Origin of the sequence: Rhodococcus sp. 2G (assembly GCF_001886355.1) — a bacterium.
In the GTDB taxonomy this organism is placed as follows: Bacteria; Actinomycetota; Actinomycetes; order Mycobacteriales; family Mycobacteriaceae; genus Rhodococcus; species Rhodococcus pyridinivorans.
In genome coordinates this window covers 3,746,797-3,771,244 of record NZ_CP018063.1, presented here as the reverse complement: position 1 = coordinate 3,771,244, position 24,448 = coordinate 3,746,797, and the positions used below count along the sequence as shown (strand labels likewise).

Below are 24,448 nucleotides of genomic sequence, written 5' to 3'. Positions count from 1 at the left end.
TGCTGGCCGTGTTGCGAACCCGGAACTGTTGTTGCGTACCTCCCGGCTGTCCGGATGCGCAGACGCCCCCGCCGTTCCGAGAAGGAACGGCAGGGGCGTCCGAGTGAGGCCTACTTGTAGCTGTAGAAGCCCTCGCCGGTCTTGCGACCCAGGCGACCCGCGTCGACCATGCGACGCAGCAGTGCCGGGGGTGCGTAGTGCGGCTCGGCGAACTCGTCGTACAGCGACTGCGCGGCGTTGAGGGTGATGTCGAGGCCGACGGTGTCGATGAGGGTCAGCGGACCCATCGGGTAGCCGCAGCCGCCCTTCATCGCGGCGTCGATGTCTTCTTTCGTCGCGTAGCCCGACTCGAGCATGCGCACTGCCGAGCACAGGTACGGGATGAGCAGGGCGTTGACGATGAAACCCGCACGGTCGCCTGCGCGCACGGCCGTCTTGCCGAGGGTGTTCTTCGCGTAGTCGAACACCGTGTCGGCGGTGGCCTCGTCGGTGGTGAGCGCCGAAATGATCTCGACGAGCGGCATCACCGGCACCGGGTTGAAGAAGTGCACGCCCACGACCTTGCCGGGCCGCTGCGTCGCCTGCGCCATCTTGATGACGGGGATCGACGACGTGTTGGTGGCGAGGATGCCTTCGGGCTTTACGATCTTGTCGAGCTCGGAGAAGATCTCCACCTTGAGAGACTCGATCTCGGGGGCGGCCTCGACGACGAGGTCGCGGTCGGCGAACTCCTTCAGGTCGAGGGTGACGCGGATCCGTCCGAGGACCGTGTCGGCGTCCTCCTGCGTGATCTTGCCGGACTTGACGCCACGTCCGATCGACTTCTTCAGACGCTCGCGTGCCGCGGCGGCGAACTCCTCGGTGGTCTCCTTGACGAGGACGTCGCTACCGGCCTTGGCGCACACCTCGGCGATACCGGCACCCATGGTGCCGCCGCCGATCACGCCTACCTTTTCCACTGCCACTGCGGTAACTCCTGATCGCTTCGATGTTCCGGGGGTAACCTACGCGACCGATGTCAGCGCAGCAGCGCGCGCGACATGACGACGCGCTGGATCTGGTTGGTGCCCTCGTAGATCTGCGTGATCTTCGCGTCGCGCATCATGCGCTCGACCGGGAAGTCGGTGGTGTAGCCGGCGCCACCGAACAGCTGCACGGCGTCGGTGGTGACCTCCATGGCGACGTCCGACGCGAAGCACTTCGCGGCGGCCGAGATGAAGCCGAGGTTGGGCTCGCCGCGCTCGGCGCGAGCGGCGGAGGTGTAGACCATCAGGCGTGCGGCCTCGACCTTCATCGCCATGTCGGCGAGCATGAACTGCACACCCTGGTTGTCGGAGATCGGGCGGCCGAACTGCTTGCGGTCCTTGACGTAGGCGGTCGCCGCGTCGAGGGCGCCCTGGGCGAGGCCGACGGCCTGCGCACCGATGGTGGGGCGGGTGTGGTCGAGGGTCGCGAGAGCGGTCTTGAAGCCGGTGCCCGGCTCGCCGACGATGCGGTCGCCGGGGATGCGGCAGTTCTCGAAGTACAGCTCGGCGGTGGGGGAGCCCTTGATGCCGAGCTTCTTCTCCTTCGGTCCGACGACGAAGCCCTCGTCGTCCTTGTGGACCATGAAGGAGGAGATGCCGTTGGCGCCCTTCTCGGGGTCGGTGACGGCCATGACGGTGTACCAGGTGGACTTACCACCGTTGGTGATCCAGCACTTGGAGCCGTTGAGGATCCAGTCGTCGCCGTCGGCCTTGGCGCGGGTGCGCATGGAGGCGGCGTCGGAGCCGGCTTCGCGCTCGGACAGCGCGTAGGAGGCCATCGCGCCGTTGACGATGTCGGGGAGGACCTTGGCCTTGAGTTCGTCGGAGCCGCGGAGGATCAGGCCCATGGTGCCGAGCTTGTTGACGGCGGGGATCAGCGAGGAGGAGCCGCATACTCGGGCGACCTCTTCGATGACGATGCAGGCGGCGATCGAGTCGGCGCCCTGGCCTTCGAACTGCTCGGGCACGTGGATGGCGTTGAAGCCCGACTTGTTGAGGGCGTCGAGGGCTTCCTGCGGGAAGCGGGAGTTCTCGTCGACGTCCTTGGCGTAGGGCGCGATCTCCTTCTCGGCGAGCGCGCGGATGGCCTCGCGCAGCGCGTCGTGCTCCTCGGAGAGCTTGAACAGATCGAAGTCGGGATTGAGGGCCATGACGGCGGACTCCTAACGGCACGCGGTGCCAGATTTGCGAACGTAGCTCCCTCGACGATATCGGGGCGAGGGTTCGCGACGTGACGGAATGAGTCGATTGTAACCACGGCACTCAGTGCCAGGTCAACGGCGCTGCTGTGCGCCTTCGAGTTGGAGCCGAACCTGCTCGGCGATCTCGGCCGGTGTCAGGTGGGCCGGATAGGTCACCACCGCGACCGCCGGCGGAGCCGGCGCGACCTTCCCGTTCGTCGCGCCTTCGGGCACCGGAACCACCCCGTACGTGCGGCGGAGCTCGAGCAGCTCCTGCTCGAGGCGTTCGGCAGTGGCGGTCTCGTCGCCGCGGATCATCGCGCGCAACACGAAATTGTGCGTGGCGGTCATCGCCGCCGCGAAGCTGACGGTGCGCACCGGCTTCTCCGTCGGGACGGCGGCGCGCAGGAAGTCGGTGAACAACCGCTCGTAGCGGTAGGTGGTGACGAGTTCGCGCTCCCGCAGCGCCGGCACCCGCTGCACCACCCGATACCGCCACACCGCCAGCTCGCGCCGGTCCCGGAAGTGCCCGAAGACGAGCTTGGCCCCCTCGCAGGCCGCCGCCCACGGATCGTCGAAATCCTGCGAGAGGTACTCGGCGACCTGCTCGAGCAGCGACTCGTGATCGGCGAAGATCACGTCCTCCTTCGACCGGAACTGCCGGAAGAAGGTCCGCCGCGACACCCCTGCGGCCGCGGCGATCTGCTCGACGGTGGTCGACTCGTAGCCGAACTCGGAGAACAGACGGATCGCCTGCGTGACGACATGCACCCGGAACTGGGCGGGATCGGGGCCCGTCGAATCGAGGCGACGGGTGCTGTTACCGGTACCGGATGTCATGGCGTCGAGTATCCAATGCAGTCGTGAGGGGTCGGCTCACCCCTCGGCGGCTTCGGCCGATCGCAGCTCGAACTTCAGGATCTTGCCGGTCGAGGTGCGGGGCAGCTCCAGCGGGAAGACGATGTCGCGCGGCACCTTGTACCCGGCGAGCAGCGTGCGCGTGTAGTCGATGATCTCCTCGGCCGTGACCGATTCGCCCTTCTTCAGGATCACGAACGCCTTGGGACGCTCACCCCACTTCTCGTCCGGAACGCCGACGACCGCGACGTCGAGCACCGCCGGGTGGCTGACGATCGCCTGCTCGACCTCCACGGTCGAGATGTTCTCGCCGCCGGAGATGATGATGTCCTTCGCGCGGTCCTTGAGCTGGATGTATCCGTCCGGGTACATCACGCCGAGGTCGCCGGTGTGGAACCAGCCGCCGCGGAACGCCTCCTCGGTCGCGTCCGGGTCCTTGTAGTAGCCGAGCATGACGTTGTTGCCGCGCAGCACGATCTCGCCCATGGTCTCGCCGTCGGCGGGCACGTCGTTCATGTCCTCGTCGACGACCCGCGCGGTCTCGGCCTGCAGCATGCCCACACCCTGGCGGGAGAGCAGCGCGGCGCGTTCGTCGGCCGGCTTGTCGTCCCAGCTGTCCTGGTACTCGCAGATCGTGTACGGGCCGTACACCTCGGTGAGTCCGTAGACGTGGACAACCGTGATGCCGATCTGTTCGAGCTGGGCGATCACCGTCGGCGACGGCGGCGCGCCGGCCGTGGTGATCCGCAACGGACGGTCGAGTGGATGAGCCTGCTCGGCGTTCGCGATGGTCGAGCACACCGCGGGCGCACCGCACAGGTTGGTGACACCGAGGTTGTCGATGGCATCCCAGATCGCGTCGGCCCGCACCGCCCGCAGGCAGATGTGGGTGCCCGCCGCAGCGGTCACCGCCCAGGGCGTACACCAGCCGTTGCAGTGGAACATCGGCAGTGTCCACAGATACTTGCTCTGCCCGTCGAAGCTGTTGTGGAAGGTCTCGCCCAGCGAGTTCAGGTACGCGCCGCGATGGGTGTACATCACGCCCTTGGGTTTGCCGGTCGTGCCCGAGGTGTAGTTGAGGGTGATGACGCCGAGCTCGTCGTCGACGCTCCACGGCAGCGGCGTCGCATCGAGCGAGTCGGCCTGCGCGAGGAACTCGTCGTACCGGGCGGTGGCCACCCCGGCGGGTACCTCGGGAGCGGGCACGGTGGAGTCGGGGACCTCGATGATCTCGGCGACGCCCGGAACGTTGTCGCGGACGTTCGCGACCGATCCGAGCAGTTCGGAGTCGACGAACAGCAGCTTCGTCTCGGAGTGGTCGAGGATGTACTCGAGTTCCGGCCCGGCCAGGCGCGAGTTCAGCGCGACCAGCACACCGCCTGCGAGCGGAACCGCGAAATGCGCGATGAGCATCTCGGGCACGTTCGGAGTCAGGTACGCGATCTTGTCGCCCGGCTCGATACGGCTGCGCAGCACGCGCGCGAGCCGCTGCGCCTCGTCGGCGAACTCGGCGTAGGTGTACGTGCGGTCGCCGTGGATGATCGCGGTGCGATCCGGGAACACCGCCGCGGACCGTTCGAGGAAGCGCAGCGGGCTCATCTGGCTGTAGTTCGCGGCTCCGGTCGAGCCGGGACGGACGGGGGCGATGGACACGGATACCTCCGGGGTGGCCTACTCGGATTCCGGCGTCTTCTGTGATCGTTGCAACACCGGGCGATGTGCAGGTTACAAATCGTGGAACTGGCCCCTCTACCCTCGAAAGTGGGTGTTCGGAGGGAAGAGCAGGAGCAATCGATGGATGTCGCCGTGCCGGGTGTGTTGCGTCCCGACGATCTCGACACCCTCCGCGCCACGCTGCGCGACCTCGAGGCGACGACGGAACTACCGGTGCTCTTCGGTGGCGCGGTGCAGGGCTCGGACGTCGTCCTGTCCGGATTCGTCGGAACCCGCGGTCGTGCCCTGCGCAATCTGGTGATCGCCGCCGAACGCGGACTCGGCGGGCGGGTGGTCGTCGAACAACGTCCCGGCGCGGTCGCCGACTACTTCACCTCCCCGCACATCACCCACCACTACGACCGGCAGGTCGCCGGGGAGGGAATCGAGTCGTTGCTCGCCGTGCCGGTGGTGGTGCGCGGACGCACCCGGGCGGCGATCTACGGCGGGCTGAGGGTCAACCGGTCCATCGGCGACGTCGTAGCGGAGAAGGTCGTGCGGTCGGCCGCGGAGCTCGCGCGGGAGATCGAAATCCGCGACGAGGTGGACCGTCGCGTGTCGCTGATCGGGAACACGCGGGCCGCGCACGGCGCCACCGTGCCTGCCTCCGTCTCCGAAGCGCTGACGGAAAGCCTCGTGGCGCTGCGGGCGATCGCGGCGCGCACCGACGACCCGGTGATCAGGGAACAGGTGCGGAACGTCGAGGAGACACTGGCCCGGGCGCGCGACGGTGCGTCGCAGCCGCGGACGCATCTGACCGCGCGCGAGCACGACGTGCTGAGTCATGTGGCGCTGGGCTGCCGCAACGCGGAGATCGCCGACAGGTTGTCGCTGCGCGTGGAGACGGTGAAGACCTATCTGCGCAACGCCATGGACAAACTCGATGTGCGCAGCCGGCACGAGGCGGTCGTCGAGGCGCGACGGCAGGGACTGCTGCCCTGATCGACTGCTCTCCTGATCAGCGTCGGCGCAGTCGCCGGAAGAACTCGCGGATCGCGCGCAGCGCGCGCCGGAACCTGGTCTCGGTCGCGGGACGCTCGAGGACGTCGGTACCCACCGGGGTGGGGAGCCGGAGGGGCCAGCTGTCGTCGACGTCGACGACCTCGCGACCCAGCCCGCGCAGATATTCGGCGAAGCTGCGTTGCCGTTCGGCGTGCCAGGCGGCCTGATCGGCCATGATGTCGAGTTCGGCGAGCTCGGGGAATCTCGCCACGAGCGCGCGGGTCAGGTGGCCGGCGGCGAGCGCGTCGGCCTCGGCCTCGTGCGGATTCGGCAGCGACACCCCGTACGCCTCGCACACCGCCTGCAGTGTGCGCCTGCCGGGCCGGCTGCGGTCCATCTCCCGGTCGATGACGTACGGGTCGACGACCGTGCCGACGTCGAGCCCCGTCAGGCCGAGCCGGCGTCCTTCGGCGTCGAGGACCGTCAGGTCGTAGCTGGCGTTGAATGCGACGACGATGTGGCCGCGCGCCCACGCGTCGCTCACGGCCTGCCGGATCTGCTCGTATCCCTCGAGATAGTCGAGTCCTTCGGCGCGGGCGTGGGCGGTGGTGATGCCGTGGATCGCGGTGGTCTCCTCGGGTATCGCGATACCCGGGTCGAGCAGCCACGAGCGTGTGTCGATGCGGTCGCCGTCGAAGGTCGCGACGCATGCCGTGACGATGCGGGCGTTGCGGGGATCCCGGTCGGTGGTCTCGAGATCGAACGCGCAGATCGGTCTGTCCGGCCAGTGCGTCATGTTCCGTCCTCGCGTCCGTCGGATGATGATCTGTCGAACGCATTGTTGCGGGAGGCACCGACATGCTCCGTCGCGGCCGCGACGGGCATCCGCACAAGGAGAGAACCTCAGATGGTGTCGGTGCAGACCACGAAGTTGCGTTCCCGGTACACGAACCCACCCTCGGACGTCGAGCAGGCGTTCACGTCGGAGGTGTCGAGCAGGATCTCGGTGACCTCCTCGCCCTGGACCGCGGGCTCACCGCAGTCGATGCGCTGCGGATCCTCGCCGCCGAGGTCGATGCAGTCGCCCACCACCCAGTCGATGTCGAGACACAACGCGCCGACCTCGATGCCGCCGAAGGACTCGTAGTAGGTCTGGTCGATGTCGCCGGGGCACATGGCACTGGCATCGACGACGTCGACGACCTTGTAATTCGAGCTCGGGCTGCCGCACACCGCGTAGTCGATGGTCGCGTCGTCGACCGTGCCACCGAGCGCGACGCATTCGCCGGCTGCGACGTCGACGCTCAATTCGGTCGACGACGACGCCGACGGGGTCGTGGTGGGTAGGGAGAAGGACGGCGCCGTGGACGTGTCCAGGGCGTTCGCGGCGGGCACGGCCTGCCCTTCGACCTGGGTCGCGCATCCTCCAAGCACCCCTGCTGCCGCCAACGCCATCGCGGCACCGGCCGCCCCTCGGAGAATGTTCATGGTCGAAGAGCCTACGGAAGTGCTGCCGGTACCCGTACAGGGTGGAACGATGTGCCGCATGGACCTGCCTGTGGTGCCGCCGATCGCCCCGATGCTCGCCAAGGTCTCCTCCACCGTCCCCTCCCAACCCGAAGACGGTCCCGACGAGTGGTCCTACGAACCCAAATGGGACGGTTTCCGGGCGATCGTCTTCCGCGACGGTGACGAGGTGGTTCTCGGCTCGCGCGGAGGCAAGGACCTCGTGCGCTACTTCCCGGAACTCGCCGACGCCGCGCGCGCCGAACTGCCCCGCAGGTGCGTGGTCGACGGGGAGATCGTCGTCCCGCGCGAACACGACGGCCGCACCCGACTCGACTGGCAGGCGCTGTCCGAGCGGATCCATCCGGCCGACAGCCGGGTCACGATGCTTGCCGAGCAGACACCGGCCGTGTTCGTCGGTTTCGATCTGCTCGCTCTCGGCGACGAGAATCTCATGGAGACCCCGTTCGCGGAGCGGCGCGCGCGGCTGCGGTCCGAGATCGGCGGGGGTAAGAGCTGTCATGTCACGGTGGCCACGACCGACACCGATACCGCCCGCCGCTGGTTCGAGGAGTTCGAAGGGGCCGGCCTCGACGGCGTGATCGCCAAGCGACTCGACGGGCTCTATGTGCCCGACAAGCGGGAGATGCTCAAGCTCAAACATGCCCGCACCGCCGACTGCGTCCTCATGGGCTACCGCATGCACAAGAGCGTCGAGGGCATCGGGTCGTTGCTGCTCGGGCTCTATCACGACGGCGAACTCGCGATGGTCGGCGGAGCCTCGGCGTTCACGCGGGAGCGGCGCGAGGAACTGCTCGCCGAACTGCAACCGCTGCGACTCGGGGACGACGTCGTCGAGCAGGGCGAACCGACGCGGTGGCGTTCGGCGGTGGACCGCAGCTGGGTGCCGTTGCGTCCCGAACGTGTCGTGGAGGTCGCGTACGACCAGATGGAAGGTGTGTCGGGAGCGGGGATGCGGTTCCGGCACGCAGCGAAGTTCCTGCGGTGGCGTCCCGACCGTGACCCCGAGAGCTGCACGTTCGACCAGCTGGAGGTGCCGGTGCGCTACGACCTGTCGGATGTGCTCGACCGGACGGAGGACTGACATGGCCACGAAGCGTTCGCCCGCGGAGGAGTTGGACGTCGACGGCACGCCCGTGCGGTTGTCGAACCCCGACAAGATCTACTTCCCGCAGCTCGGCGCCGCAGGTGGCACGAAGCGGCACCTCGTGGAGTACTACCGCAGGGTCGCCACCGAGTTCGACGCACCGATCCTGACGGCTCTGCGCGATCGACCGACGCATCTGCAGCGCTTTCCCGACGGCATCGAGGGGGAGGAGATCTATCAGAAGCGGGCACCGGTCAAGCGACCCGACCACGTGGCGACCTGCGAGATCACGTTCCCGTCGGGGCGTACCGCCGATGCGCTGCGTGTGTGTTCGGCTGCCGACGTGGTGTGGGCGGCCAATCTCGGGTCCGTGACCTTCCATCCGTGGCCGGTGCGCTGCGGCGACACCGACCGTCCCGACGAATTGCGCATCGACCTCGACCCGCAACCGGGAACCGATTTCGGCGACGCGCGGGCGGTGGCGCTGGAGGTCGTGCGCCCGCTTCTCGACGAACTGGGACTCGCCGGATATCCCAAGACGTCCGGTGGGCGGGGACTCCACATCTATCTGCGGATCGTGCCCGAATGGGATTTCGTCGGAGTCCGTCGTGCGGGGATCGCGCTCATGCGTGAGATCGAGCGGCGCAGCGACGGGCGGGCGACGACGGCGTGGTGGAAGGAGGAGCGCGGAGAGCGGCTCTTCCTCGACTACAACCAGAACGCGCGCGACAAGACGATAGCCTCGGCCTACTCGGTCCGTCGCACCCCGATCGCGACCGTCTCGACTCCGCTGACCTGGGACGAGCTGGTCGACGCCGAACCTGACGACTTCACGATCGCCACGGTGCCGGATCTGCTGGCGAAGCGCGGCGATCCGATGGCGGATCTCGATGCGCATGCGCACTCGCTGGACGTTCTGCTCGAGATGGCCGAACGGGACGAGGCGAACGGTATCGGCGACCTGCCGTATCCGCCGAATCACCCGAAGATGCCGGGGGAGCCGAAGCGCGTCCAACCGTCCCGCGACACCGACCGGGCAAAGGACACGTGAACCGGAACGTTCGGGGAATCGCGTCCCTGTCGTGACCTCAAGTATGAGTCCTCCCGAGGTGCGAGTCCATAAACTGTCCGAGAGAACAGTCACTCGAGGTTCGGAAGGGTCGATGTCGTGATTCGCTCGTGGGCGTCCGGTCGGGTTCTCGGCGTCGGGGCAGTATTCGCTGCCGCCATCGGGGTCGGTTTCCTCATTCCTCAGACCGCGTCCGCGGCCACGACGTGCACGGCACCGCCGGGTGCCCCGGCCGAGATCGTGCAGATCGACGGGGGCGAAGCGTGTGGTGCGTCCACCGACGGCACCGCCGAGGCGTGGAGCTATGCCGAGCGGGGCGTGGGATTCGCCGATGCCCGCAGTGCCGCACAGGTGGTGGCCGCCGGATTCGACGGCGGTGTCGGCGCCGGGGAAAGCACGTCGGGACGGCTGTTCGCGATCGGCGTGGGGGAGGAGGCCCTGGCGCTCGGTGTGCTCGAAAGTCCGGGCACGGCGGTCGTCGCCGCGGGTCCGCAGTCGCAGGCCTATGTGGGCGACGCCGACGATCCGGTGTTGTGCGAGGGCACGGCGGCGGCCGCGTTCGAACTCGAGGCCGCACGCGGGTGTGTCGTGCTGGGCGACTTCCGGTACTTCACTCCTGGCGCGCAGACGCCGCCGTCGCCCCTGCCGTAGATTCGACGCGTCTCGCCGGGATCCTCGACAGACAGACTGTACGTAAACCCTTCCTTTACGTTCCGTGTCGTCGTAGCCTGTCGCACATGCCGATGGAGGTGTCGCGATGACGACCGGAGCAGTCTTCGAACCTGCCGGGGCGACAGCGTCGTTCGCACCGGTGCACGTCCCGGGGCGGATCGACGCCCGGCCGGGCCCGGCGGCGCCGACCGAGATGGTCGTCGATCCGCGATTCCTGCGGCTGGCCGACGCGTTCTTCTCGCTGTACAAGCGGCCCCGGGACGGCGGCGGCGCACTCACCGCCTATCTCCACGGTGAGAAGGTCCTCGACATCTGGTCCGGCTGGTCGGCCCCCGACAAGCGGTGGAGCCGCGACACCATGGCGTTGTCGTTCTCGACCGGCAAGGGCGTGGCGTCGACCGTCGTGCACCGTCTGGCCGAGCGCGGAGTGATCGACTACTTCGCGCCCGTTGCGCAGTACTGGCCGGAGTTCGCCGCGAACGGCAAAGATGACATCACCGTCGCGGACGTCATGACCCACCGATCCGGCCTGCACCGGGTGCGCGGTCTGGTTCCGGGGACGCGCGGGATCCTCGACTACGAGACGACCGTCGCGGCACTCGAGCAGGCGGCACCGGATCGACGGCGGCGACGCGGCTCGGGCTACCACGCCGTCACCTACGGATGGCTCGTCGCCGAACTCGTGCAGCGGGTGACCGGTCTGCCCTTCGTGGAGGTCGTGGAGCAGGAGATCGCCCGGCCCCTCGGCGATCCCGATTTCTGGTACCGCGTGCCTCATGACGAACGGGGCCGTATCGCGAAGCTCTTCCCGCGGCTCGCCCCGGTCGGCCTGCACTGGGGTGCGAGCGCCGCGGTCCTGTCGCGACTCGAACCGACCCGCGGTCTCGCCGAGGCCGCGATGCCCGACGGCTTCGACAGGCTCGTCGGCGACCCGGCCGTGCACGACTCGGTGATGCCGGGCTGGAACGGTGTGTTCACCGCCCGCTCGCTCGCGCGTATGTACGGGGCGATAGCCGCCGGCGGGACGATCGACGGCGTGAAGTTCCTCGACGCCACCACGATCGACGAGATGTCGCGCGTGCGGGTGCGCAGCCGGGACTACGTGCTCGGTGTGCCGATGGCGTGGCGGCTCGGCTACCACCAGCCCATCTTCGCGAGCATCCAGCGTCCGCGCGGTGCGCTCGGGCACTACGGAGTGGGTGGCTCGGGGGCGTACGCCGATCTCGACACCGGTCTGTCGCTCGCCTTCGTCACCAACCGGCTCGGTGCCGGCGCGATCCCGCTCGGGGACCTGCGTCTGGCGCGGCTGGGCGAACTCGCCCGGTCGCTCGCGCGTCGTGCCTGAATCTTTCTGTCATTTTCGTGGTTCCGGGGACGGGGGTCCCTCGGGGGCGGGACGATCCGAATCGGAGCATCGTCGATTCGAGGAGTTCAGCCATGAGCCATGTCTACCGGGTGATCGAGGTCGTCGGATCGTCGACGACGGGAGTCGACGACGCGATCGCGAAAGCGGTGGCGCGAGCAGCGGAGACCACGCGGCATCTCGAGTGGTTCGAGACGGTCAACATCCGGGGCCACATCGACGACGGCCGGGTGGCCCACACGCAGGTCACTCTCAAAATCGGTTTCCGCATCGAATCGAGCGCCGAAACGGACATCTGAGGCACCTCGACAGCCGAAAATTCGATGATATCGTTTCGAGAACGTGGTTCTCGACCGAAACTGGAACGTGTACTAGTCTGAGGCCCGTTCGTTGTCCGGAATCGGCACTGTAGGCAGGTACAACTGTGGCTTATGTAATCACCCAGGCGTGCTGCAACGACGCCTCGTGTGTCGAGGTCTGCCCGGTCAACTGCATCCACCCGACACCCGACGAAGCACCCTTCGCGACCACGGAGATGCTCTACATCGATCCCGACACGTGCATCGACTGCGGGGCCTGTGTCGACGAGTGCCCGGTGGATGCGATCGCCGCAGACAACGAACTCACGCCGGCGCAGGAGCCGTATCTCGAGATCAACGCCGAGTACTACCGTCGCTACCCGATCGGACCGGACTGGCCCGAGCTGCGCACTCGCCGCAAGCTGCCCGCCGAGCTGGGCACGCTGCGGGTGGCGATCGTCGGCTCGGGTCCTGCGGCGTGCTATGCCGCGATGGATCTGGTGACGCACTCGGCGGTGCAGGTCGACATCTTCGACCGCCTGCCCACCCCCTACGGGCTCGTGCGTGCCGGTGTGGCCCCCGATCATCAGAGCACCAAGGGAGTCGGCGACCTCTTCCGCAGCGCCATCGGCCACAAGAACACCCAGTGCTATTTCAACGTCGAGGTCGGCACCCACATCACCCACGAGGAACTGCTCGCGCACCATCACGCCGTGATCTACGCTGTCGGTGCCGCAGGCGACCGCACGCTGGGCATCCCGGGAGAGGACCTCGTGGGCAGCCGCGCCGCAACCGAGTTCGTCGCCTGGTACAACGGACACCCTGATTTCGCCGACCACACCTTCGATCTGTCGGCCGAACGCGCGGTGATCATCGGCAACGGCAACGTCGCCCTGGACGTCGCGCGAGCCCTGGTGATGGACCCCGACGAGCTCGCGCGCACCGACATCGCCGAGCACGCGCTCGAGGCGCTGCGGAAGTCGAACATCCGCGAGGTCGTGGTCGTGGGCCGGCGCGGCCCGGCGCAGGCCGCCTACACCAACCCGGAGCTGCTCGCGCTCGGCTCGCTGCCCGGTGTCGATGTGGTCGTCGACCCGGTCGAGGTCGAACTCGACCCGGTCAGCCGCGCGCTGATCGACGATCCGGAGGTCGAACCCCGCCTGACGCTGAAGGTGCGGCAGGTCGAGGGCTTCGCGCAGCGCACTCCCACCGAGGGCAACAAGCGGATCGTGCTGCGCTATCTCGCCTCGCCGGTGGAGATCTCCGGCGACGGTGTTGTCGAATCGATCACCCTCGAGCGCAACGAACTGGTCGAGGTCGACGGCCGTCTCGAGGCCCGCCCGACCGGACAGACCGAAATCCTCGAGGCGGGATTGGTGCTGCGTTCGATCGGTTACCGCGGCACCGCGCCGGCCGGTCTGCCCTTCGACGAGCGGCGCGGGGTCATCCCGAACGAGGGCGGCCGGGTGATCGACGCCGAGGCCGGAGCACCGGTGCCCGGTGTCTACACCGCCGGTTGGATCAAGCGTGGTCCCAGCGGCGTGATCGGCACCAACAAGCAGTGCTCTGCCGAAACGGTCGAGAAGATCCTCGACGATTTCGTCGAGGGCAAGCTGCCCGAGCCGGTCGCCGATCGGGAGAAGTTGGCGGCGCTGGTCGCCGAGCGGCGTCCGGAGCACATCGATTACCGGGGCTGGCTGCAGATCGACAAGCAGGAGAAGGCCCGCGGTTCGGCGGCGGGACGCTCGCGCCTGAAGTTCGTGTCGATCGAGGAGATGCTCGCAGCATCCCGTATCGAGTAATCCCGCCCGGTAGCGGGAACCCGGACCCATGGCTCAGCACACCAGGCCTGCGGTCGCTGCGTCGGGGCGATGGACCGATACCGACGGGATCCGCTACCCGTCCGGCGACACCCACGCATGGACGCCCGGCACCAACCAGACCCTGTGCGGGGTGCAACTCTCCCGCGCCCGCCTCGATCGCTTTCCGCACGTGCCGTGGAGCGACGCGCTGTACCTGGCGGAACTGGGCGAGCACGGAGTCGTCCCGTGTCGTCGGTGCACGGCTGCCACCCGCAGCGACCGGCCGCGGTGGACCCGGAAGAACCCGCGGCCGTGAACAGTTCGTCCGGGACGCCGAGTGGGTGGCGTCGTCAGGTCGGGTAGCGTGCCGCCATGGCGATCTCACTGTGTGTCCTGTTGTGGGCGAAGCCCGGTATGGATGAGGCGATGACCGCGTACGAGGACGCGGTCCTCCGGCTCGTCGGCGACCACGGAGGTCGCGTCGTGCAGCGGGCCGTCACCGACGGTGCTGTGCAACGGTCCGTCACCGACGGCCCCGATGGCCGACCGCGCGAAATCCAATTCTTCACCTTCGAATCGCAGGACGCGTTGGACGGCTACATGTGCGACGAGCGTCGTCTCGCTCTTGCCGACGAGCGTGATCGCACGGTGGCCCGCACCGAGATGATGGATATCGAATTGCGCTGACCAGCAATCTTTCGTACACGAGAGTGCATCTCCGAGCGGGTGATGCCCGCGACCAGGTCGTCGCGGTCGGAGACGCGATCGCCGATCTCCTGCTGTACCTCGCCGATGCACACGGTGTCGCCGCGGCGCAGAAGGCCTCGGAGCACGGGCAACTCCAATTCCACGGGGACTGGATCGCAGCCGGACGCGCTTGGGGTCCCGAAGATCCCTGACCTGCAGGGAAGATCCGGGACGGTCGCGGTGTTGAGACGACCGTGCAGGTGGCGTTGTCGTTGCTGGACCGCTCCCGGACCCGGGAGGGGCAGCCGGACGCTGCCGCATTGCACCAGACCCTGCGTCGCGCCGAACTCGCCGAGGCGGCCGGCTACCACCGCTTCTGGGTGGCCGAGCACCACGCCGTCCCAGGCATCGCGTCGGGAGCTCCACCGCTGCTCATCGGCACGATCGCGGAGCGGACGAGCCGGATCCGAGTGGGATCCGGCGGCGTCATGCTGCCCAACCATCAACCGATCGTCGTCGCCGAACAGTTCGCGATGCTCGAAGCGATGCACCCGGGACGGATCGATCTGGGTGTCGGTCGTTCCCTCGGATTCACCGCGCCTGTGCGCGATGCGCTGCGGACCCACAAGGCCGACGCGGACGACTTCGCCGCCGACATCGAGGAACTGCGCGGTTATCTGCACGGCACCGCCGAAGTGACGGTGCGTCCTCGACTGTCCGAGCCGCCTCCGATCTTCGTCCTCGGCACCGGGCAGGGTATGCGGCTGGCGGCGCGTCTGGGCCTGCCCGTCGTCGCCGGACCGCTTCTGCGGCAGGGATCGGAACCGTTCGACCGTTATCGCGCCGACTTCCGCCCGGCCACACCCGGCGCTGAGCCCTATGTTGTCGTCGGCCTGGACATCCTCATCGCCGACACCGAAGCCGAGGCTCGGGAACTGCAGCTTCCGGAGGCCTGGGCGATGGCCGTCTCACGCGAAGAGGGGGCGTTCCCGCCGCTGTCCCCGATCGAGGAGATCCGCCGGCAGCCGATGACCGAGCGGCGCCGCCGCATCGTCGACGAGACCGCGAAGGGTTCGCTGGCCGGCACCGAGGACCAGGTGGCCGAAGGGCTCGAGAAACTGCTCGCCTCCACCGGGGCGAACGAGGTGCTCAGCTCCGCATCCACTTTCGACACCGACGCCCTGTACGACTCCGATGCGCGACTGGCGAGGATCTTCGGTCTCTGAACGGAGGGTGGAACAGATTGTCCCGCTCAACGATTCAGATCGATCAGGCGAGCGCTGCCCTGCGCCGCCGCACACATCTTCTCCGTCCCGTCCTCGGTGACGGCGTAGATCTCGCAACGACACAGTGCCTGCCTGCGACTGGTGCTGACGATCGTGGCGACCGCGCGTAGGAGTGCGCCCCCGGCGGGCCGCAGGTAGTCGAGGCTCATGCCGGTCGTCACGATCGACGGCCCGAGGGCCGTGCCTGCGGCGAACGTGAGCGCATTGTCGGCCGCGTAGGCCAGAACACCTCCGTGCGCGAAGCCGAACTGCTGGAGCAGTTCCTCCCTGAGCGGTATTTCCAGGACTGCCCGGCCGCGCTCGTACTCGGTCAGACGGGCTCCGATCAGGACGCTGAACGGTTGCGATGCCAACACCTTCCGGGCATCGGCGAGGGTACGGATCTCGGCGATCTTCTCCGACATGCACAGCAAGGTACTCCGCTCCTCGGTTCCCGACCGCCACATCGGAGCGGCCGGCAGTCACTGTGCGGAGGCGACGATCGAGCGGAACTGTTCGCGCAGGGCCTCCGTGAGGTCACGGTGTTCGGGGACGAGATCGGGGTCGACGACGACCGCCACGGTCAGCGTGCCGGCATAGGACAGGGCCGCGAAAGCGACCGCGACGTTGCCCGTGGTGACGATCATCGGCACCATCGACGCGACAGGCACTCCGGCAACGGTGAGCGTCGACGACGGTCCCGGCAGGTCGGACAGGAACGAGTTGACCCGGCGCTGCCGGTCCACGAACCGGCGGAACGCCCCGACGGCCGCAAGGGCGCGGAAGACCGGACCCAGTAGTTCGGCAGACAGGCCCCGCACGTTCGCCTTCTGCAGTCGGGTCGTGCGGGAGACGGATACCGACCGGTGCTCCGGGGTCCCGTCCAGCGGTACCCGGACGGGCATGACGCCGACGCGATTGCCCAGTTGCCCACCCGTGGCAGCGGTGCGGGCGGAGACCGGCACCGAGATCATCAGCTCGGACGGGAACTCGCCGCGCTTGTGCAGGATGGTGGCGAGGGCGCCCCCGACGGCGACCAGCAGCACATCGTTGATCGTTGCGTCCCACTGCCGTCCCGCCCGACGGAGCGTGTCCAGATCCACCTCGACGGTCTTGAGCGCCAGACGAGACCCGATGGGCGCGTTCAACGAACACCGCGGGGCACGTCCGCCGGCGCCCCTCCCGAGTTCTGTCCATGCTGCAGGAAGACGTGCGACGGCTCGCGGTGCCCGGCGGAGCGCCCGAAAGTGACCGATTACATTGTCGTAGAACAACTCTCGTCTGGTTGGTTGCGTTGAAGCGCGCTGTTCGGGCATGGGCGGTGTGCTGTCCGTGCCGTCGACGAGATGCGCCAGGATCGACAGACCACCGATCCCGTCGGCCAGGACGTGGTGCAGCACCATCACCAACGCCGTGTGCCCGTTCGGGTCCGCGATGTCGGTGACGAGCAGCGCGCGCCACAACGGCTGCGATCGGGGCAGCGGCCGGGTAAGGGCGTCCGCGGCGAGCGTCAGTGCGGCGTCCCTGTCGCGGGGACCGGGGCACCGCACCTGGGAGAAGTGGGCATCGATGTCGAAGTGGGCGTCGTCGAGCCAGTAGGGACGCCCGAGTCCGAAGGCCGGCTCGATCAGGCATTGCCGCAGGCGTCGAATCCGGACGAGGCGTTCGGCGAGCACGGTCATCAGTGTCGTGGGGTTCGTCAGGTTCTCACCGGCGAAGAAGATCGCAGCACCGACATTCATGGGTACCCGTCCCACGTCCGAGACGAGTTCGATCAGGTCTCCGGGACCGATGCGGTCGATGCCGTTCGAGGCCGCCACCCTTCGAGGATGACAGACGCACGCTGTCCGTCTATTGCCTACGGCCGAGTAGGGGAGCAGTGTGAACACGGGTGGTTTCGGGTGGGGGGTCGCCCCGAAACGACCGGCGACGCCGCGTCGGCGCCGCCCTGAGGAGAGGGGTGCCGATCGTGTTTGCACGCTCCACCACAATTCATGCGCATCCGTCGTACATCGACGCCGGGATCAAGCACGTACGCGACATCGTGATGCCTGCCCTGGCGGACATGAACGGTTGCCTGGGGCTGTCCCTGCTGATCGACCGCGGCTCGGGCCGATGCATCGCCACCAGCTCCTGGCGGGACGAGGACGTGTTGCGCTCCAGCGAAGGCATGGCCCGCATGCTCCGGGACGAGGCGGCCCGGATGTTCCATGCCACCACGGACGTGGCCAACTGGGAGATCGCCGTCATGCACCGCGATCACCACTCGACCCGTGGGTCCTGCTGCAGTGTCACCTGGGTCGACATCGATCCCGCGCAGGTGGATCGCGGTGTGGACATGTGGAAGATGGCCGCGCTGCCGCGGATGGAGGAACTCGAGGGTTTCTGCAGCGCCAGCCTGATGCTCGACCGTGCCGGTGGTCGCGGGGTGACCTCGTTGACGTTCGACAGTGCCGAGGCGATGGACCGCACCAGAGCACATGTCGACGACATCCGCTCCGAGGTGACTCGGGCAGCAGGCGCCAGGGTGCTCGATACCGGTGAGTTCGAGCTCGTCATCGCCCACCTCGACGTCCCGGAAACGGTGTGACCGCGGGTCTGCGGCGCGGGTGATATCCGTTCACCCGCGCCGTGGCCGTCCGCATTCGTAATAGACCACTCGGTCCGCTGACCTGGGAAAACGCCGAGACCGTCCGCATTCGAATTGCCCGTCCGTAACCGTCCTGTGTCTAATGAACGGGTACGAGCACGCCGCGCAGGGGAAGTAAGGCGCGGCGCACCGCTGAACGATGGGTTGTGGAATGTTCGAAAAGCGAGCTTTGTCGAACGGTCGCCGCACGGGCCGCCGATCTGCGCGGAGCGGTGCTGCACTCGTGGGCGCAGCCGCCGTGGCACTGGCCACCGCCGGTCCTGCGAGCTCGGCACCGCTGTGGCCCGGTGGGCCCGAGGTGCCGAGTGTCCAAGAGCTGATCGAAGGGCTCACGCCGCCCGGGGTGACGCCGCCGCAGCTTCCGCCCCAGCTCGCTCCCGAGCCGGCCGCCCCGTTCTCCGCTCCGTCCGTCAACCCGTCGAACGGGGAGACGGTGGGTGTCGCGCAGCCGATCATCATCCGCTTCAACGAGGCCGTCGGAGATCGTGCAGCCGCCGAACGCGCCATCCGCATCACCACACAGCCGCCCGTCGACGGGCACTTCTACTGGGCGTCGAACACGCAGGTCCGCTGGAAGCCGTTCGAGTTCTGGCCCGCGAACACCGCGGTGACCGTGAAGGCCGGCGACACTCAGTCGTCGTTCACCATCGGTGACGCTCTGGTGACGGTCGCCGACAACAACACCAAGACCATCACCGTCACCCGCAACGGCGAGGTCGTCCGCACCATGCCGACGTCCTTCGGCAAGCCCGGCCACGACACCCCGAACGGCACGTACATCGTCGGTGAGAAGTACCGCGACATGTACATGGACTCGTCGACCTACGGGGTGCCCGTCGACAGCCCCGAGGGATATCGCACCTACGTCGAGTACGCGACGCGGATGTCAAACAGCGGCATCTTCCTCCACGCCGCACCGTGGTCGGTCGGCGCGCAGGGCAACACCAACGTCAGCCACGGCTGCCTCAACGTGAGCACCGAGGACGGCAAGTGGTTCTACGAGAACGCCAAGAAGGGCGATCCGGTGATCGTGCAGAACACGGCCGGTGGAACCCTCAACGGCTGGGATGGTCTCGGCGACTGGAATCTCTGACACCGACGCACATCTCCGACGCCCCCTGCTTCCGGTTCGTAACGTTCGTCCGGAATAGCAGGGGGCGTCGCCCTTTCGTAACCCATGGTTCGTTCTGTCGGCACACACTGCTCCGGTGTCACCGAGTCCGGAACGAACCCTGCCGCAACACGAACGCGGCCTCCGCCACCGCCCGTGGCGCGATTACGCGCTCTTCGCGGCATTGGTCGGGCCCAATCTCGCGCTGTTGATCCTGTTCACCTACCGGCCTCTCGCCGACAACATCCGGCTCTCCTTCTTCGAGTGGAACATCGCGAGCCCGAACTCGACCTTCGTCGGACTCGCCAACTACCGAGAATGGTTCACACGTCCCGACAGTTGGGAGATCGTCGGCAACACCATCGTGTTCACCGTGGCGACCGTTGCCGGTTCGATGGCACTGGGACTCGGGCTCGCACTGCTTCTGGACCGTAGGCTCCACGGACGCAATCTCGTCCGGTCGGCGCTGTTCGCACCGTTCGTCATCTCCGGTGCAGCCGTCGGAATCGCCTTCCAGTTCGTCTTCGATCCGAACTTCGGTCTGGTGCAGGACGTCCTGACCCGGGTGGGACTTCCGACGCCGGACTTCTACCAGGACCCCAACTGGGCGTTGGTGATGGTGACCCTGACGTACATGTGGAAGAACCTCGGCTACACATTCGTCATCTATCTCGCTGCACTGCAGGGACTCCGGCCCGAGTTGAGCGAAGCCGCCGCCATCGACGGTGCCTCCCGGGGAACGACCTTCCGGCGCGTCGTCCTTCCGCAATTGCGGCCCACCACCTACTTCCTGTCGATCACCGTGCTGCTCAATTCGTTCCAGGTCTTCGACATCATCAACGTCATGACTCGTGGGGGTCCGTTGGGGACCGGCACGACCACGATGGTCTACCAGATCTACGACGAGTCGTTCCGCAACTTCCGTGCCGGCTACGGCGCCACCGTTGCCACCATCATGTTCCTGGCACTGCTCGCGGTGACCGTTTACCAGGTGCGCATCATGGACCGAGGAGGTCACTCGTGACCGCTGTCGCGGAGAAGTCTGTCGTGCACCTGGTCGCACCCGCGGACGAAACGCGTTCGCACCGAAGACGAGAGCGCGCCGTCACGGCTCTGGCCTATGTCGCCATGGTGCTCGTGCTGCTGGTGGTGGCTCTGCCCTTGTACTGGATTGTCGTGACATCGTTCAAGGAGCGGCCCGACATCTACACGCTGCCGGTGACCTGGTGGCCGAGCGTCTTCCATCCGCAGAACTACACGGAGGCAACCGAATCTGTGCCGTTCGGGTTGTTCCTGCGCAACTCGATCGTCATCACGACGATACTGGCGACGGTGAAGTTCGTCCTCGGAGTGTTCAGTGCGTTCGGTCTCGTGTTCCTGCGGTTCCCCGGCAAGAACATCGTCTTCCTCGGCATCATCGCCGCGCTGATGGTGCCGAACCAGATCACCGTCATCTCCAATTATGCGCTCGTCGCGGACTGGGGTTGGCGCAACACCTTCCAGGGCATCATCGTGCCGTTGGCAGGCGTGGCCTTCGGAACGTTCCTCATGCGCAACCATTTCCTGTCCATTCCGGCCGAGATCATCGAAGCCGCACGGATGGACGGAGCGGGCCCGTTCCGGCTGCTGTGGCGCGTGGTCCTCCCCGTATCCGGCCCGACCATGGTCGCGTTCGCGCTCATCACCGTCGTGAACGAGTGGAACGAGTATCTATGGCCGTTCCTGATGGCCGACGACGCATCCGTTGCGCCGTTACCGATCGGGCTGACACAACTCCAGAACAACGACGGTGTCACGAACTGGGGTCCGGTCATGGCCGGCACCGTGCTCGCGATGCTGCCGATTCTCGTGATTTTCCTTGTGCTGCAAAAGCACATGATCAAGGGCCTCACCTCCGGTGCGGTCAAGGGCTGAATCCTCAGGGAGCTGGGAATGGACATCAGGAACATCGACAGGCGTCGTTTCCTCGGGCTGACCGGTCTCGTGGCTGCGAGCGCTGCGCTGACCGCATGTGCAGGGACGGGCGGTGGCTCGTCCCAGACTTCGGGAACGGGATCGGTATCCGGCGATGCATCGCGGATCAGCTTCTGGTCCAACCACCCCGGCAAATCCCAGGACGTGGAGAAGGAGCTGATCCGGCGGTTCCAGGACGCGAACCCGGGCATCACGGTCGATCTCATCGACGGTGGCAAGAACTACGAGGAGGTCTCACAGAAGTTCAACGCCGCGCTCTCCGGCGGCGACCTGCCCGACGTGGTCGTGCTGTCGGACGTGTGGTGGTTCAACTATGCGATCACAGGTGCGATCACCCCGCTCGACGATCTGTTCCGCGAGGTGGGAGTGGACACCGGCGACTACGTCGATTCCCTGCTCGCGGACTATCTCTACGAGGGGAGTCACTTCGCTCTTCCGTACGCGCGGTCGACTCCGCTGTTCTACTACAACAAGCAGGTGTGGCAGCAGGCCGGACTTCCCGATCGCGGACCCGACACCTGGGAGGAGTTCGACGAGTGGGGTCCCCGCATCCAGGGGGTGGTCGGCGACGGCAGGCTCGCGCACGGCTGGGGCAACGCCAAGGATTACCTCGGATGGACCTTCGAGGGCCCGATCTGGACCTTCGGTGGTGCCTATTCCGACGGATGGGACCTGAAGTTCACCGACGAGAAGACAATTGCGGCAGGTGAATTCCTGAAGCGCATGATCCACGACAAGAAGTACGCCGCGGTGACGACCGATATCGCGAACGACTTCTCCGCCGGTCTCATCGCCTCCACGATCGCGTCCACGGGAGACCTGTCGGGTATCACGCAGAACGCGTCCTTCGAATTCGGGACGGCCTTCCTGCCGGCTCCCGAGGGCGTCGCGGGATGCCCCACCGGTGGTGCGGGTCTGGCGATTCCGTCCGGTATCTCCGACGAACGCAAGCGCAATGCCCTGAAGTTCGTCGAGTTCGTCACCAACGGCGACAACACCGCGTACTTCTCACAGAACATCGGTTACATGCCGGTCCGGAAGTCCGCGGTGGACAACCCCGCCATGAAGGAGTACCTCGAGGACAACCCCAACGCACGGACCGCGGTCGACCAGCTGGCCGTCACGCGCTCCCAAGACTACGCCCGGGTGTTCGTCCCCGGTGGCGATCAGATCATCGGGACCGGCCTGGAACGGATCGCACTGCAGAACGCCGACGTCGCAACGACCTTCGCCGACGTGCAGCAGCAGCTGCAGGCGGTCGTCGACAGGCAGATCACCCCCAACCTGAAGTAGAAGGAACACCATTGGCTGCCATCGCCTTCCGCAACGTCACCCATCGGTATCCCGGTGCCGATCGTCCTGCCGTGGACCGACTGGACCTCGACATCGAGGACGGGGAATTCCTCGTCCTCGTCGGGCCCTCGGGATGCGGCAAGTCGACGAGCCTGCGCATGCTCGCCGGTCTCGAGGCGGTCGACTCCGGGCGCGTGGAGATCGGTGGTCGTGACGTCACAGGACTGCCACCGAAGGCCCGTGACGTCGCGATGGTTTTCCAGAACTATGCGCTCTACCCGAACATGACCGTGGCGGAGAACATGGCTTTCGCTCTGCAGAACGCGGGGATGAAGAAGGACGAGCGCACGGCCCGAGTGCTCGAAGCCGCCCGGATGCTCGAACTGGAATCACTGCTGGACCGCAAGCCCGGAAAGCTGTCGGGTGGTCAGCGTCAGCGTGTCGCGATGGGGCGCGCGATCGTCCGTCACCCGGCAGTGTTCTGCATGGACGAGCCGCTTTCGAATCTCGATGCGAAACTGCGGGTCAGCACCCGCGCGCAGATCGCCGAGTTGCAGCGGTCGCTCGGCACCACCACCGTGTACGTGACCCACGACCAGGTCGAGGCGATGACGATGGGAGATCGTGTCGCCGTCCTGGAGAACGGCCGCCTTCAGCAGGTTGCGTCGCCTCGGAAGTTGTACGACGAGCCGGTGAACACCTTCGTCGCCGGGTTCGTGGGGTCGCCGGGGATGAACCTCGTCGAGGCAGCTGTACACGACGGGTACGCCGAACTCGGAGCGCTGCGAATCCGCGTTCCGCGTTCGGTGGATTCCGATCGCGTGGTGATCGGGGTCCGTCCGGAATCGTGGACGACCGTGGGGGCGTGGCGATCCGACTCCTGGTCGCTACGGACGGTCCTGGTCGAGGAACTCGGTGCCGAGTCGTTCGTGTACGCGGTGCCGAAGGACACCGTGGACGGAGATGCCGACAGGATCGTCGTCCGGTGGGATCGGCATGTGCCCGTCTCATCGGGTTCCGAGATCCACGTGATCCCGAAACCCGACGAGGTGTACTTCTTCTCCGCACGGACCGGGGTTCGGCTCGGTGCTACTGCTCCGCTACCAATGCGTCGATCTGGTTGATGGCGGACGAGGCGCCCTCGACCACGCCCATGTCCAGAACCTGCTGGAGCGCTTCGGCGCTCTCGTAGGTGCTGACATAGGTTGCGCGCGTGCCGCCCTCGAACTCCTCGAAACTGTAGACGCACCGTGAGACGGGTAGTTCCGGTTTCGGGGTGAAGTCCGGCTCCGCGAAGCCGTCCAGGAACGAGAAGCCCGTCGGTTCGTCGACGGTCGTGATATCCCAGTAGCCGGCGTACTTCTCACCATCGGGGCCGGTCATGAAGTAGGTGGTACGGGTGCCGGGCTTCAGATTGTGGTCGACCACCGTCGCGGGGAAGGTCGGGGGTCCCCAGATCTTCTCCAGCTGACGGGGATCGGCGTAGACCTGCCAGATGCGGGACACCGGGGCGGCGAACTCCGCGGTGATGGTCAGGGTCGGCTGGTCGGAGTCGTGCCGGACGTCGGTTACAGGCATTTCTCAGCCTTCCTCGGAGGATTCGGATGCGATGAGTTCGTCGATGCGCGCGATGCGACCGCGCCAGAGCTGCTCCATCTCGGTGAGCATGGACGCCACCGACCGCACTGCCGCCACGTCACCACTGGCCAACTGCTTGCGACCGCTGCGTCGCTTCACGAGCAGACCGGCCTTCTCCAGCACGGCGACGTGTTTCTGTACTGCGGCGAAGGACATGTCGTAGTTCGCTGCGAGAGCGGACACCGAGTGCTCCCCGGCCAGGACGCGTCGCATGATGTCTCGTCGGGTCCGGTCGGAGAGCGCGTGGAACAGGGCATCGGCCCGGTCCTCGTCGTCTCCGCTCACATCCCAA

27 protein-coding genes are annotated in these 24,448 nt (G+C 67.0%); 17 read left to right on the top strand and 10 right to left on the bottom strand.

Translation table 11 applies throughout. The features are described 5' to 3' along the window. Positions 1-110: 110 nt before the first annotated feature. The 4 genes from BO226_RS17610 to BO226_RS17595 all read right to left on the bottom strand — a co-directional run bounded on the left by BO226_RS17610 (position 111) and on the right by BO226_RS17595 (position 4,663). Positions 111-959, bottom strand: coding sequence for a 3-hydroxybutyryl-CoA dehydrogenase (locus tag BO226_RS17610; protein WP_071935829.1), 849 nt, complete (start codon positions 957-959; stop codon positions 111-113). Positions 960-1,018: 59 nt separating this feature from the next. After that, positions 1,019-2,176, bottom strand: a complete 1,158-nt coding sequence (locus BO226_RS17605) for an acyl-CoA dehydrogenase (RefSeq protein ID WP_006553691.1) — start codon at positions 2,174-2,176, stop codon at positions 1,019-1,021. 123 nt (positions 2,177-2,299) lie between these two features. Then, positions 2,300-3,046 (bottom strand): TetR family transcriptional regulator, encoded by a 747-nt coding sequence (locus BO226_RS17600; protein WP_006553690.1) that lies wholly within the window; start codon positions 3,044-3,046, stop codon positions 2,300-2,302. Between the two features lie 36 nt (positions 3,047-3,082). Continuing rightward, on the bottom strand, positions 3,083-4,663 hold the full coding sequence (locus BO226_RS17595) for an acyl--CoA ligase family protein (RefSeq protein WP_232238145.1): 1,581 nt from the start codon (positions 4,661-4,663) through the stop codon (positions 3,083-3,085). Positions 4,664-4,858: 195 nt separating this feature from the next. Between BO226_RS17595 and BO226_RS17590 the strand changes: the two genes are divergently transcribed. After that, positions 4,859-5,719 (top strand): LuxR C-terminal-related transcriptional regulator, encoded by an 861-nt coding sequence (locus tag BO226_RS17590; RefSeq protein ID WP_071935828.1) that lies wholly within the window; start codon positions 4,859-4,861, stop codon positions 5,717-5,719. Between the two features lie 16 nt (positions 5,720-5,735). On the opposite strand, the gene BO226_RS17585 is transcribed toward BO226_RS17590, so the two are convergent. Together BO226_RS17585 and lppU are read right to left on the bottom strand one after the other, a co-directional pair. Then, entirely contained in the window at positions 5,736-6,515 is a 780-nt protein-coding gene (locus tag BO226_RS17585; RefSeq protein WP_071935827.1) for a 3'-5' exonuclease, read from the bottom strand. Between the two features lie 107 nt (positions 6,516-6,622). After that, positions 6,623-7,207: an LppU family putative lipoprotein gene (lppU, locus tag BO226_RS17580; RefSeq protein WP_071935826.1), complete on the bottom strand. Its 585-nt coding sequence runs from the start codon at positions 7,205-7,207 to the stop codon at positions 6,623-6,625. 58 nt (positions 7,208-7,265) lie between these two features. Here lppU and BO226_RS17575 point away from each other — a divergent pair, with 58 nt between their 5' ends. The 10 genes from BO226_RS17575 (at position 7,266) to BO226_RS17530 (ending at position 15,451) form a co-directional block, all read left to right on the top strand. After that, positions 7,266-8,330, top strand: a complete 1,065-nt coding sequence (locus tag BO226_RS17575) for an ATP-dependent DNA ligase (RefSeq protein ID WP_071935825.1) — start codon at positions 7,266-7,268, stop codon at positions 8,328-8,330. A 1-nt stretch (position 8,331) separates the two neighbouring features. Beyond that, entirely contained in the window at positions 8,332-9,384 is a 1,053-nt protein-coding gene (locus tag BO226_RS17570) for a DNA polymerase domain-containing protein (protein WP_071935824.1), read from the top strand. A 117-nt stretch (positions 9,385-9,501) separates the two neighbouring features. Continuing rightward, entirely contained in the window at positions 9,502-10,053 is a 552-nt protein-coding gene (locus BO226_RS17565; protein WP_006553684.1) for a DUF6764 family protein, read from the top strand. Between the two features lie 106 nt (positions 10,054-10,159). Then, the gene (locus tag BO226_RS17560; RefSeq protein WP_071935823.1) at positions 10,160-11,419 is read left to right on the top strand and encodes a serine hydrolase domain-containing protein; all 1,260 of its coding nucleotides are present in this window, start codon (positions 10,160-10,162) and stop codon (positions 11,417-11,419) included. A 92-nt stretch (positions 11,420-11,511) separates the two neighbouring features. Then, the gene (locus BO226_RS17555; protein WP_006553682.1) at positions 11,512-11,736 is read left to right on the top strand and encodes a dodecin; all 225 of its coding nucleotides are present in this window, start codon (positions 11,512-11,514) and stop codon (positions 11,734-11,736) included. A gap of 125 nt (positions 11,737-11,861) precedes the next feature. Next, positions 11,862-13,538, top strand: coding sequence for an FAD-dependent oxidoreductase (locus BO226_RS17550; RefSeq protein ID WP_071935822.1), 1,677 nt, complete (start codon positions 11,862-11,864; stop codon positions 13,536-13,538). A gap of 28 nt (positions 13,539-13,566) precedes the next feature. Further along, the gene (locus BO226_RS17545) at positions 13,567-13,854 is read left to right on the top strand and encodes a hypothetical protein (RefSeq protein WP_071935821.1); all 288 of its coding nucleotides are present in this window, start codon (positions 13,567-13,569) and stop codon (positions 13,852-13,854) included. 56 nt (positions 13,855-13,910) lie between these two features. Next, positions 13,911-14,225, top strand: coding sequence for a hypothetical protein (locus BO226_RS17540; protein WP_071935820.1), 315 nt, complete (start codon positions 13,911-13,913; stop codon positions 14,223-14,225). Between the two features lie 23 nt (positions 14,226-14,248). Then, complete coding sequence (locus tag BO226_RS17535) at positions 14,249-14,437, top strand: hypothetical protein (RefSeq protein ID WP_232237985.1); 189 nt, start codon at positions 14,249-14,251, stop codon at positions 14,435-14,437. A gap of 48 nt (positions 14,438-14,485) precedes the next feature. Beyond that, positions 14,486-15,451 (top strand): MsnO8 family LLM class oxidoreductase, encoded by a 966-nt coding sequence (locus BO226_RS17530; protein WP_071936506.1) that lies wholly within the window; start codon positions 14,486-14,488, stop codon positions 15,449-15,451. Positions 15,452-15,477: 26 nt separating this feature from the next. Here the strand turns inward: BO226_RS17530 and BO226_RS17525 are convergent, their stop codons facing one another. Beyond that, the gene (locus tag BO226_RS17525; protein WP_064851699.1) at positions 15,478-15,915 is read right to left on the bottom strand and encodes a PaaI family thioesterase; all 438 of its coding nucleotides are present in this window, start codon (positions 15,913-15,915) and stop codon (positions 15,478-15,480) included. 57 nt (positions 15,916-15,972) lie between these two features. Next, positions 15,973-17,310, bottom strand: a complete 1,338-nt coding sequence (locus BO226_RS17520) for a wax ester/triacylglycerol synthase domain-containing protein (RefSeq protein ID WP_071935818.1) — start codon at positions 17,308-17,310, stop codon at positions 15,973-15,975. Positions 17,311-17,450: 140 nt separating this feature from the next. Here BO226_RS17520 and BO226_RS17515 point away from each other — a divergent pair, with 140 nt between their 5' ends. The 6 genes from BO226_RS17515 (at position 17,451) to BO226_RS17490 (ending at position 23,642) form a co-directional block, all read left to right on the top strand. Further along, positions 17,451-18,080, top strand: a complete 630-nt coding sequence (locus BO226_RS17515) for a hypothetical protein (RefSeq protein ID WP_019290804.1) — start codon at positions 17,451-17,453, stop codon at positions 18,078-18,080. Between the two features lie 211 nt (positions 18,081-18,291). After that, entirely contained in the window at positions 18,292-19,233 is a 942-nt protein-coding gene (locus tag BO226_RS17510; RefSeq protein WP_071935817.1) for a L,D-transpeptidase, read from the top strand. 115 nt (positions 19,234-19,348) lie between these two features. Then, positions 19,349-20,275 carry a carbohydrate ABC transporter permease gene (locus BO226_RS17505; RefSeq protein WP_071935816.1) on the top strand — a complete coding sequence of 309 codons (927 nt, stop codon included), beginning with the start codon at positions 19,349-19,351 and terminating at the stop codon, positions 20,273-20,275. After that, on the top strand, positions 20,272-21,165 hold the full coding sequence (locus BO226_RS17500) for a carbohydrate ABC transporter permease (RefSeq protein WP_006553672.1): 894 nt from the start codon (positions 20,272-20,274) through the stop codon (positions 21,163-21,165). Before BO226_RS17505 ends, BO226_RS17500 begins: the two co-directional genes overlap by 4 nt. Before the next feature lie 18 nt (positions 21,166-21,183). Further along, positions 21,184-22,518, top strand: a complete 1,335-nt coding sequence (locus BO226_RS17495; protein ID WP_082921143.1) for an ABC transporter substrate-binding protein — start codon at positions 21,184-21,186, stop codon at positions 22,516-22,518. 11 nt (positions 22,519-22,529) lie between these two features. Then, positions 22,530-23,642 carry an ABC transporter ATP-binding protein gene (locus tag BO226_RS17490; RefSeq protein ID WP_006553670.1) on the top strand — a complete coding sequence of 371 codons (1,113 nt, stop codon included), beginning with the start codon at positions 22,530-22,532 and terminating at the stop codon, positions 23,640-23,642. On the opposite strand, the gene BO226_RS17485 is transcribed toward BO226_RS17490, so the two are convergent. Beyond that, positions 23,608-24,096, bottom strand: a complete 489-nt coding sequence (locus BO226_RS17485; RefSeq protein WP_024102123.1) for an SRPBCC family protein — start codon at positions 24,094-24,096, stop codon at positions 23,608-23,610. The two genes, BO226_RS17490 and BO226_RS17485, sit on opposite strands and share 35 nt — an antisense overlap. Positions 24,097-24,099: 3 nt before the next feature. Beyond that, positions 24,100-24,441: an ArsR/SmtB family transcription factor gene (locus BO226_RS17480; protein ID WP_071935815.1), complete on the bottom strand. Its 342-nt coding sequence runs from the start codon at positions 24,439-24,441 to the stop codon at positions 24,100-24,102. Positions 24,442-24,448: the final 7 nt, after the last annotated feature.

Bases quoted from the DNA above. Each gene is read 5' to 3' on its own strand.
- BO226_RS17605 (WP_006553691.1), bottom strand. From the start codon at position 2,176: ATGGCCCTCAATCCCGACTTCGATCTGTTCAAGCTCTCCGAGGAGCAC.
- BO226_RS17600 (WP_006553690.1), bottom strand. From the start codon at position 3,046: ATGACATCCGGTACCGGTAACAGCACCCGTCGCCTCGATTCGACGGGC.
- BO226_RS17595 (WP_232238145.1), bottom strand. From the start codon at position 4,663: ATGAGCCCGCTGCGCTTCCTCGAACGGTCCGCGGCGGTGTTCCCGGAT.
- BO226_RS17590 (WP_071935828.1), top strand. From the start codon at position 4,859: ATGGATGTCGCCGTGCCGGGTGTGTTGCGTCCCGACGATCTCGACACC.
- BO226_RS17585 (WP_071935827.1), bottom strand. From the start codon at position 6,515: ATGACGCACTGGCCGGACAGACCGATCTGCGCGTTCGATCTCGAGACC.
- lppU (WP_071935826.1), bottom strand. From the start codon at position 7,207: ATGAACATTCTCCGAGGGGCGGCCGGTGCCGCGATGGCGTTGGCGGCA.
- BO226_RS17575 (WP_071935825.1), top strand. From the start codon at position 7,266: ATGGACCTGCCTGTGGTGCCGCCGATCGCCCCGATGCTCGCCAAGGTC.
- BO226_RS17570 (WP_071935824.1), top strand. From the start codon at position 8,332: ATGGCCACGAAGCGTTCGCCCGCGGAGGAGTTGGACGTCGACGGCACG.
- BO226_RS17560 (WP_071935823.1), top strand. From the start codon at position 10,160: ATGACGACCGGAGCAGTCTTCGAACCTGCCGGGGCGACAGCGTCGTTC.
- BO226_RS17555 (WP_006553682.1), top strand. From the start codon at position 11,512: ATGAGCCATGTCTACCGGGTGATCGAGGTCGTCGGATCGTCGACGACG.
- BO226_RS17545 (WP_071935821.1), top strand. From the start codon at position 13,567: ATGGCTCAGCACACCAGGCCTGCGGTCGCTGCGTCGGGGCGATGGACC.
- BO226_RS17540 (WP_071935820.1), top strand. From the start codon at position 13,911: ATGGCGATCTCACTGTGTGTCCTGTTGTGGGCGAAGCCCGGTATGGAT.
- BO226_RS17525 (WP_064851699.1), bottom strand. From the start codon at position 15,915: ATGTCGGAGAAGATCGCCGAGATCCGTACCCTCGCCGATGCCCGGAAG.
- BO226_RS17510 (WP_071935817.1), top strand. From the start codon at position 18,292: ATGTTCGAAAAGCGAGCTTTGTCGAACGGTCGCCGCACGGGCCGCCGA.
- BO226_RS17495 (WP_082921143.1), top strand. From the start codon at position 21,184: ATGGACATCAGGAACATCGACAGGCGTCGTTTCCTCGGGCTGACCGGT.
- BO226_RS17485 (WP_024102123.1), bottom strand. From the start codon at position 24,096: ATGCCTGTAACCGACGTCCGGCACGACTCCGACCAGCCGACCCTGACC.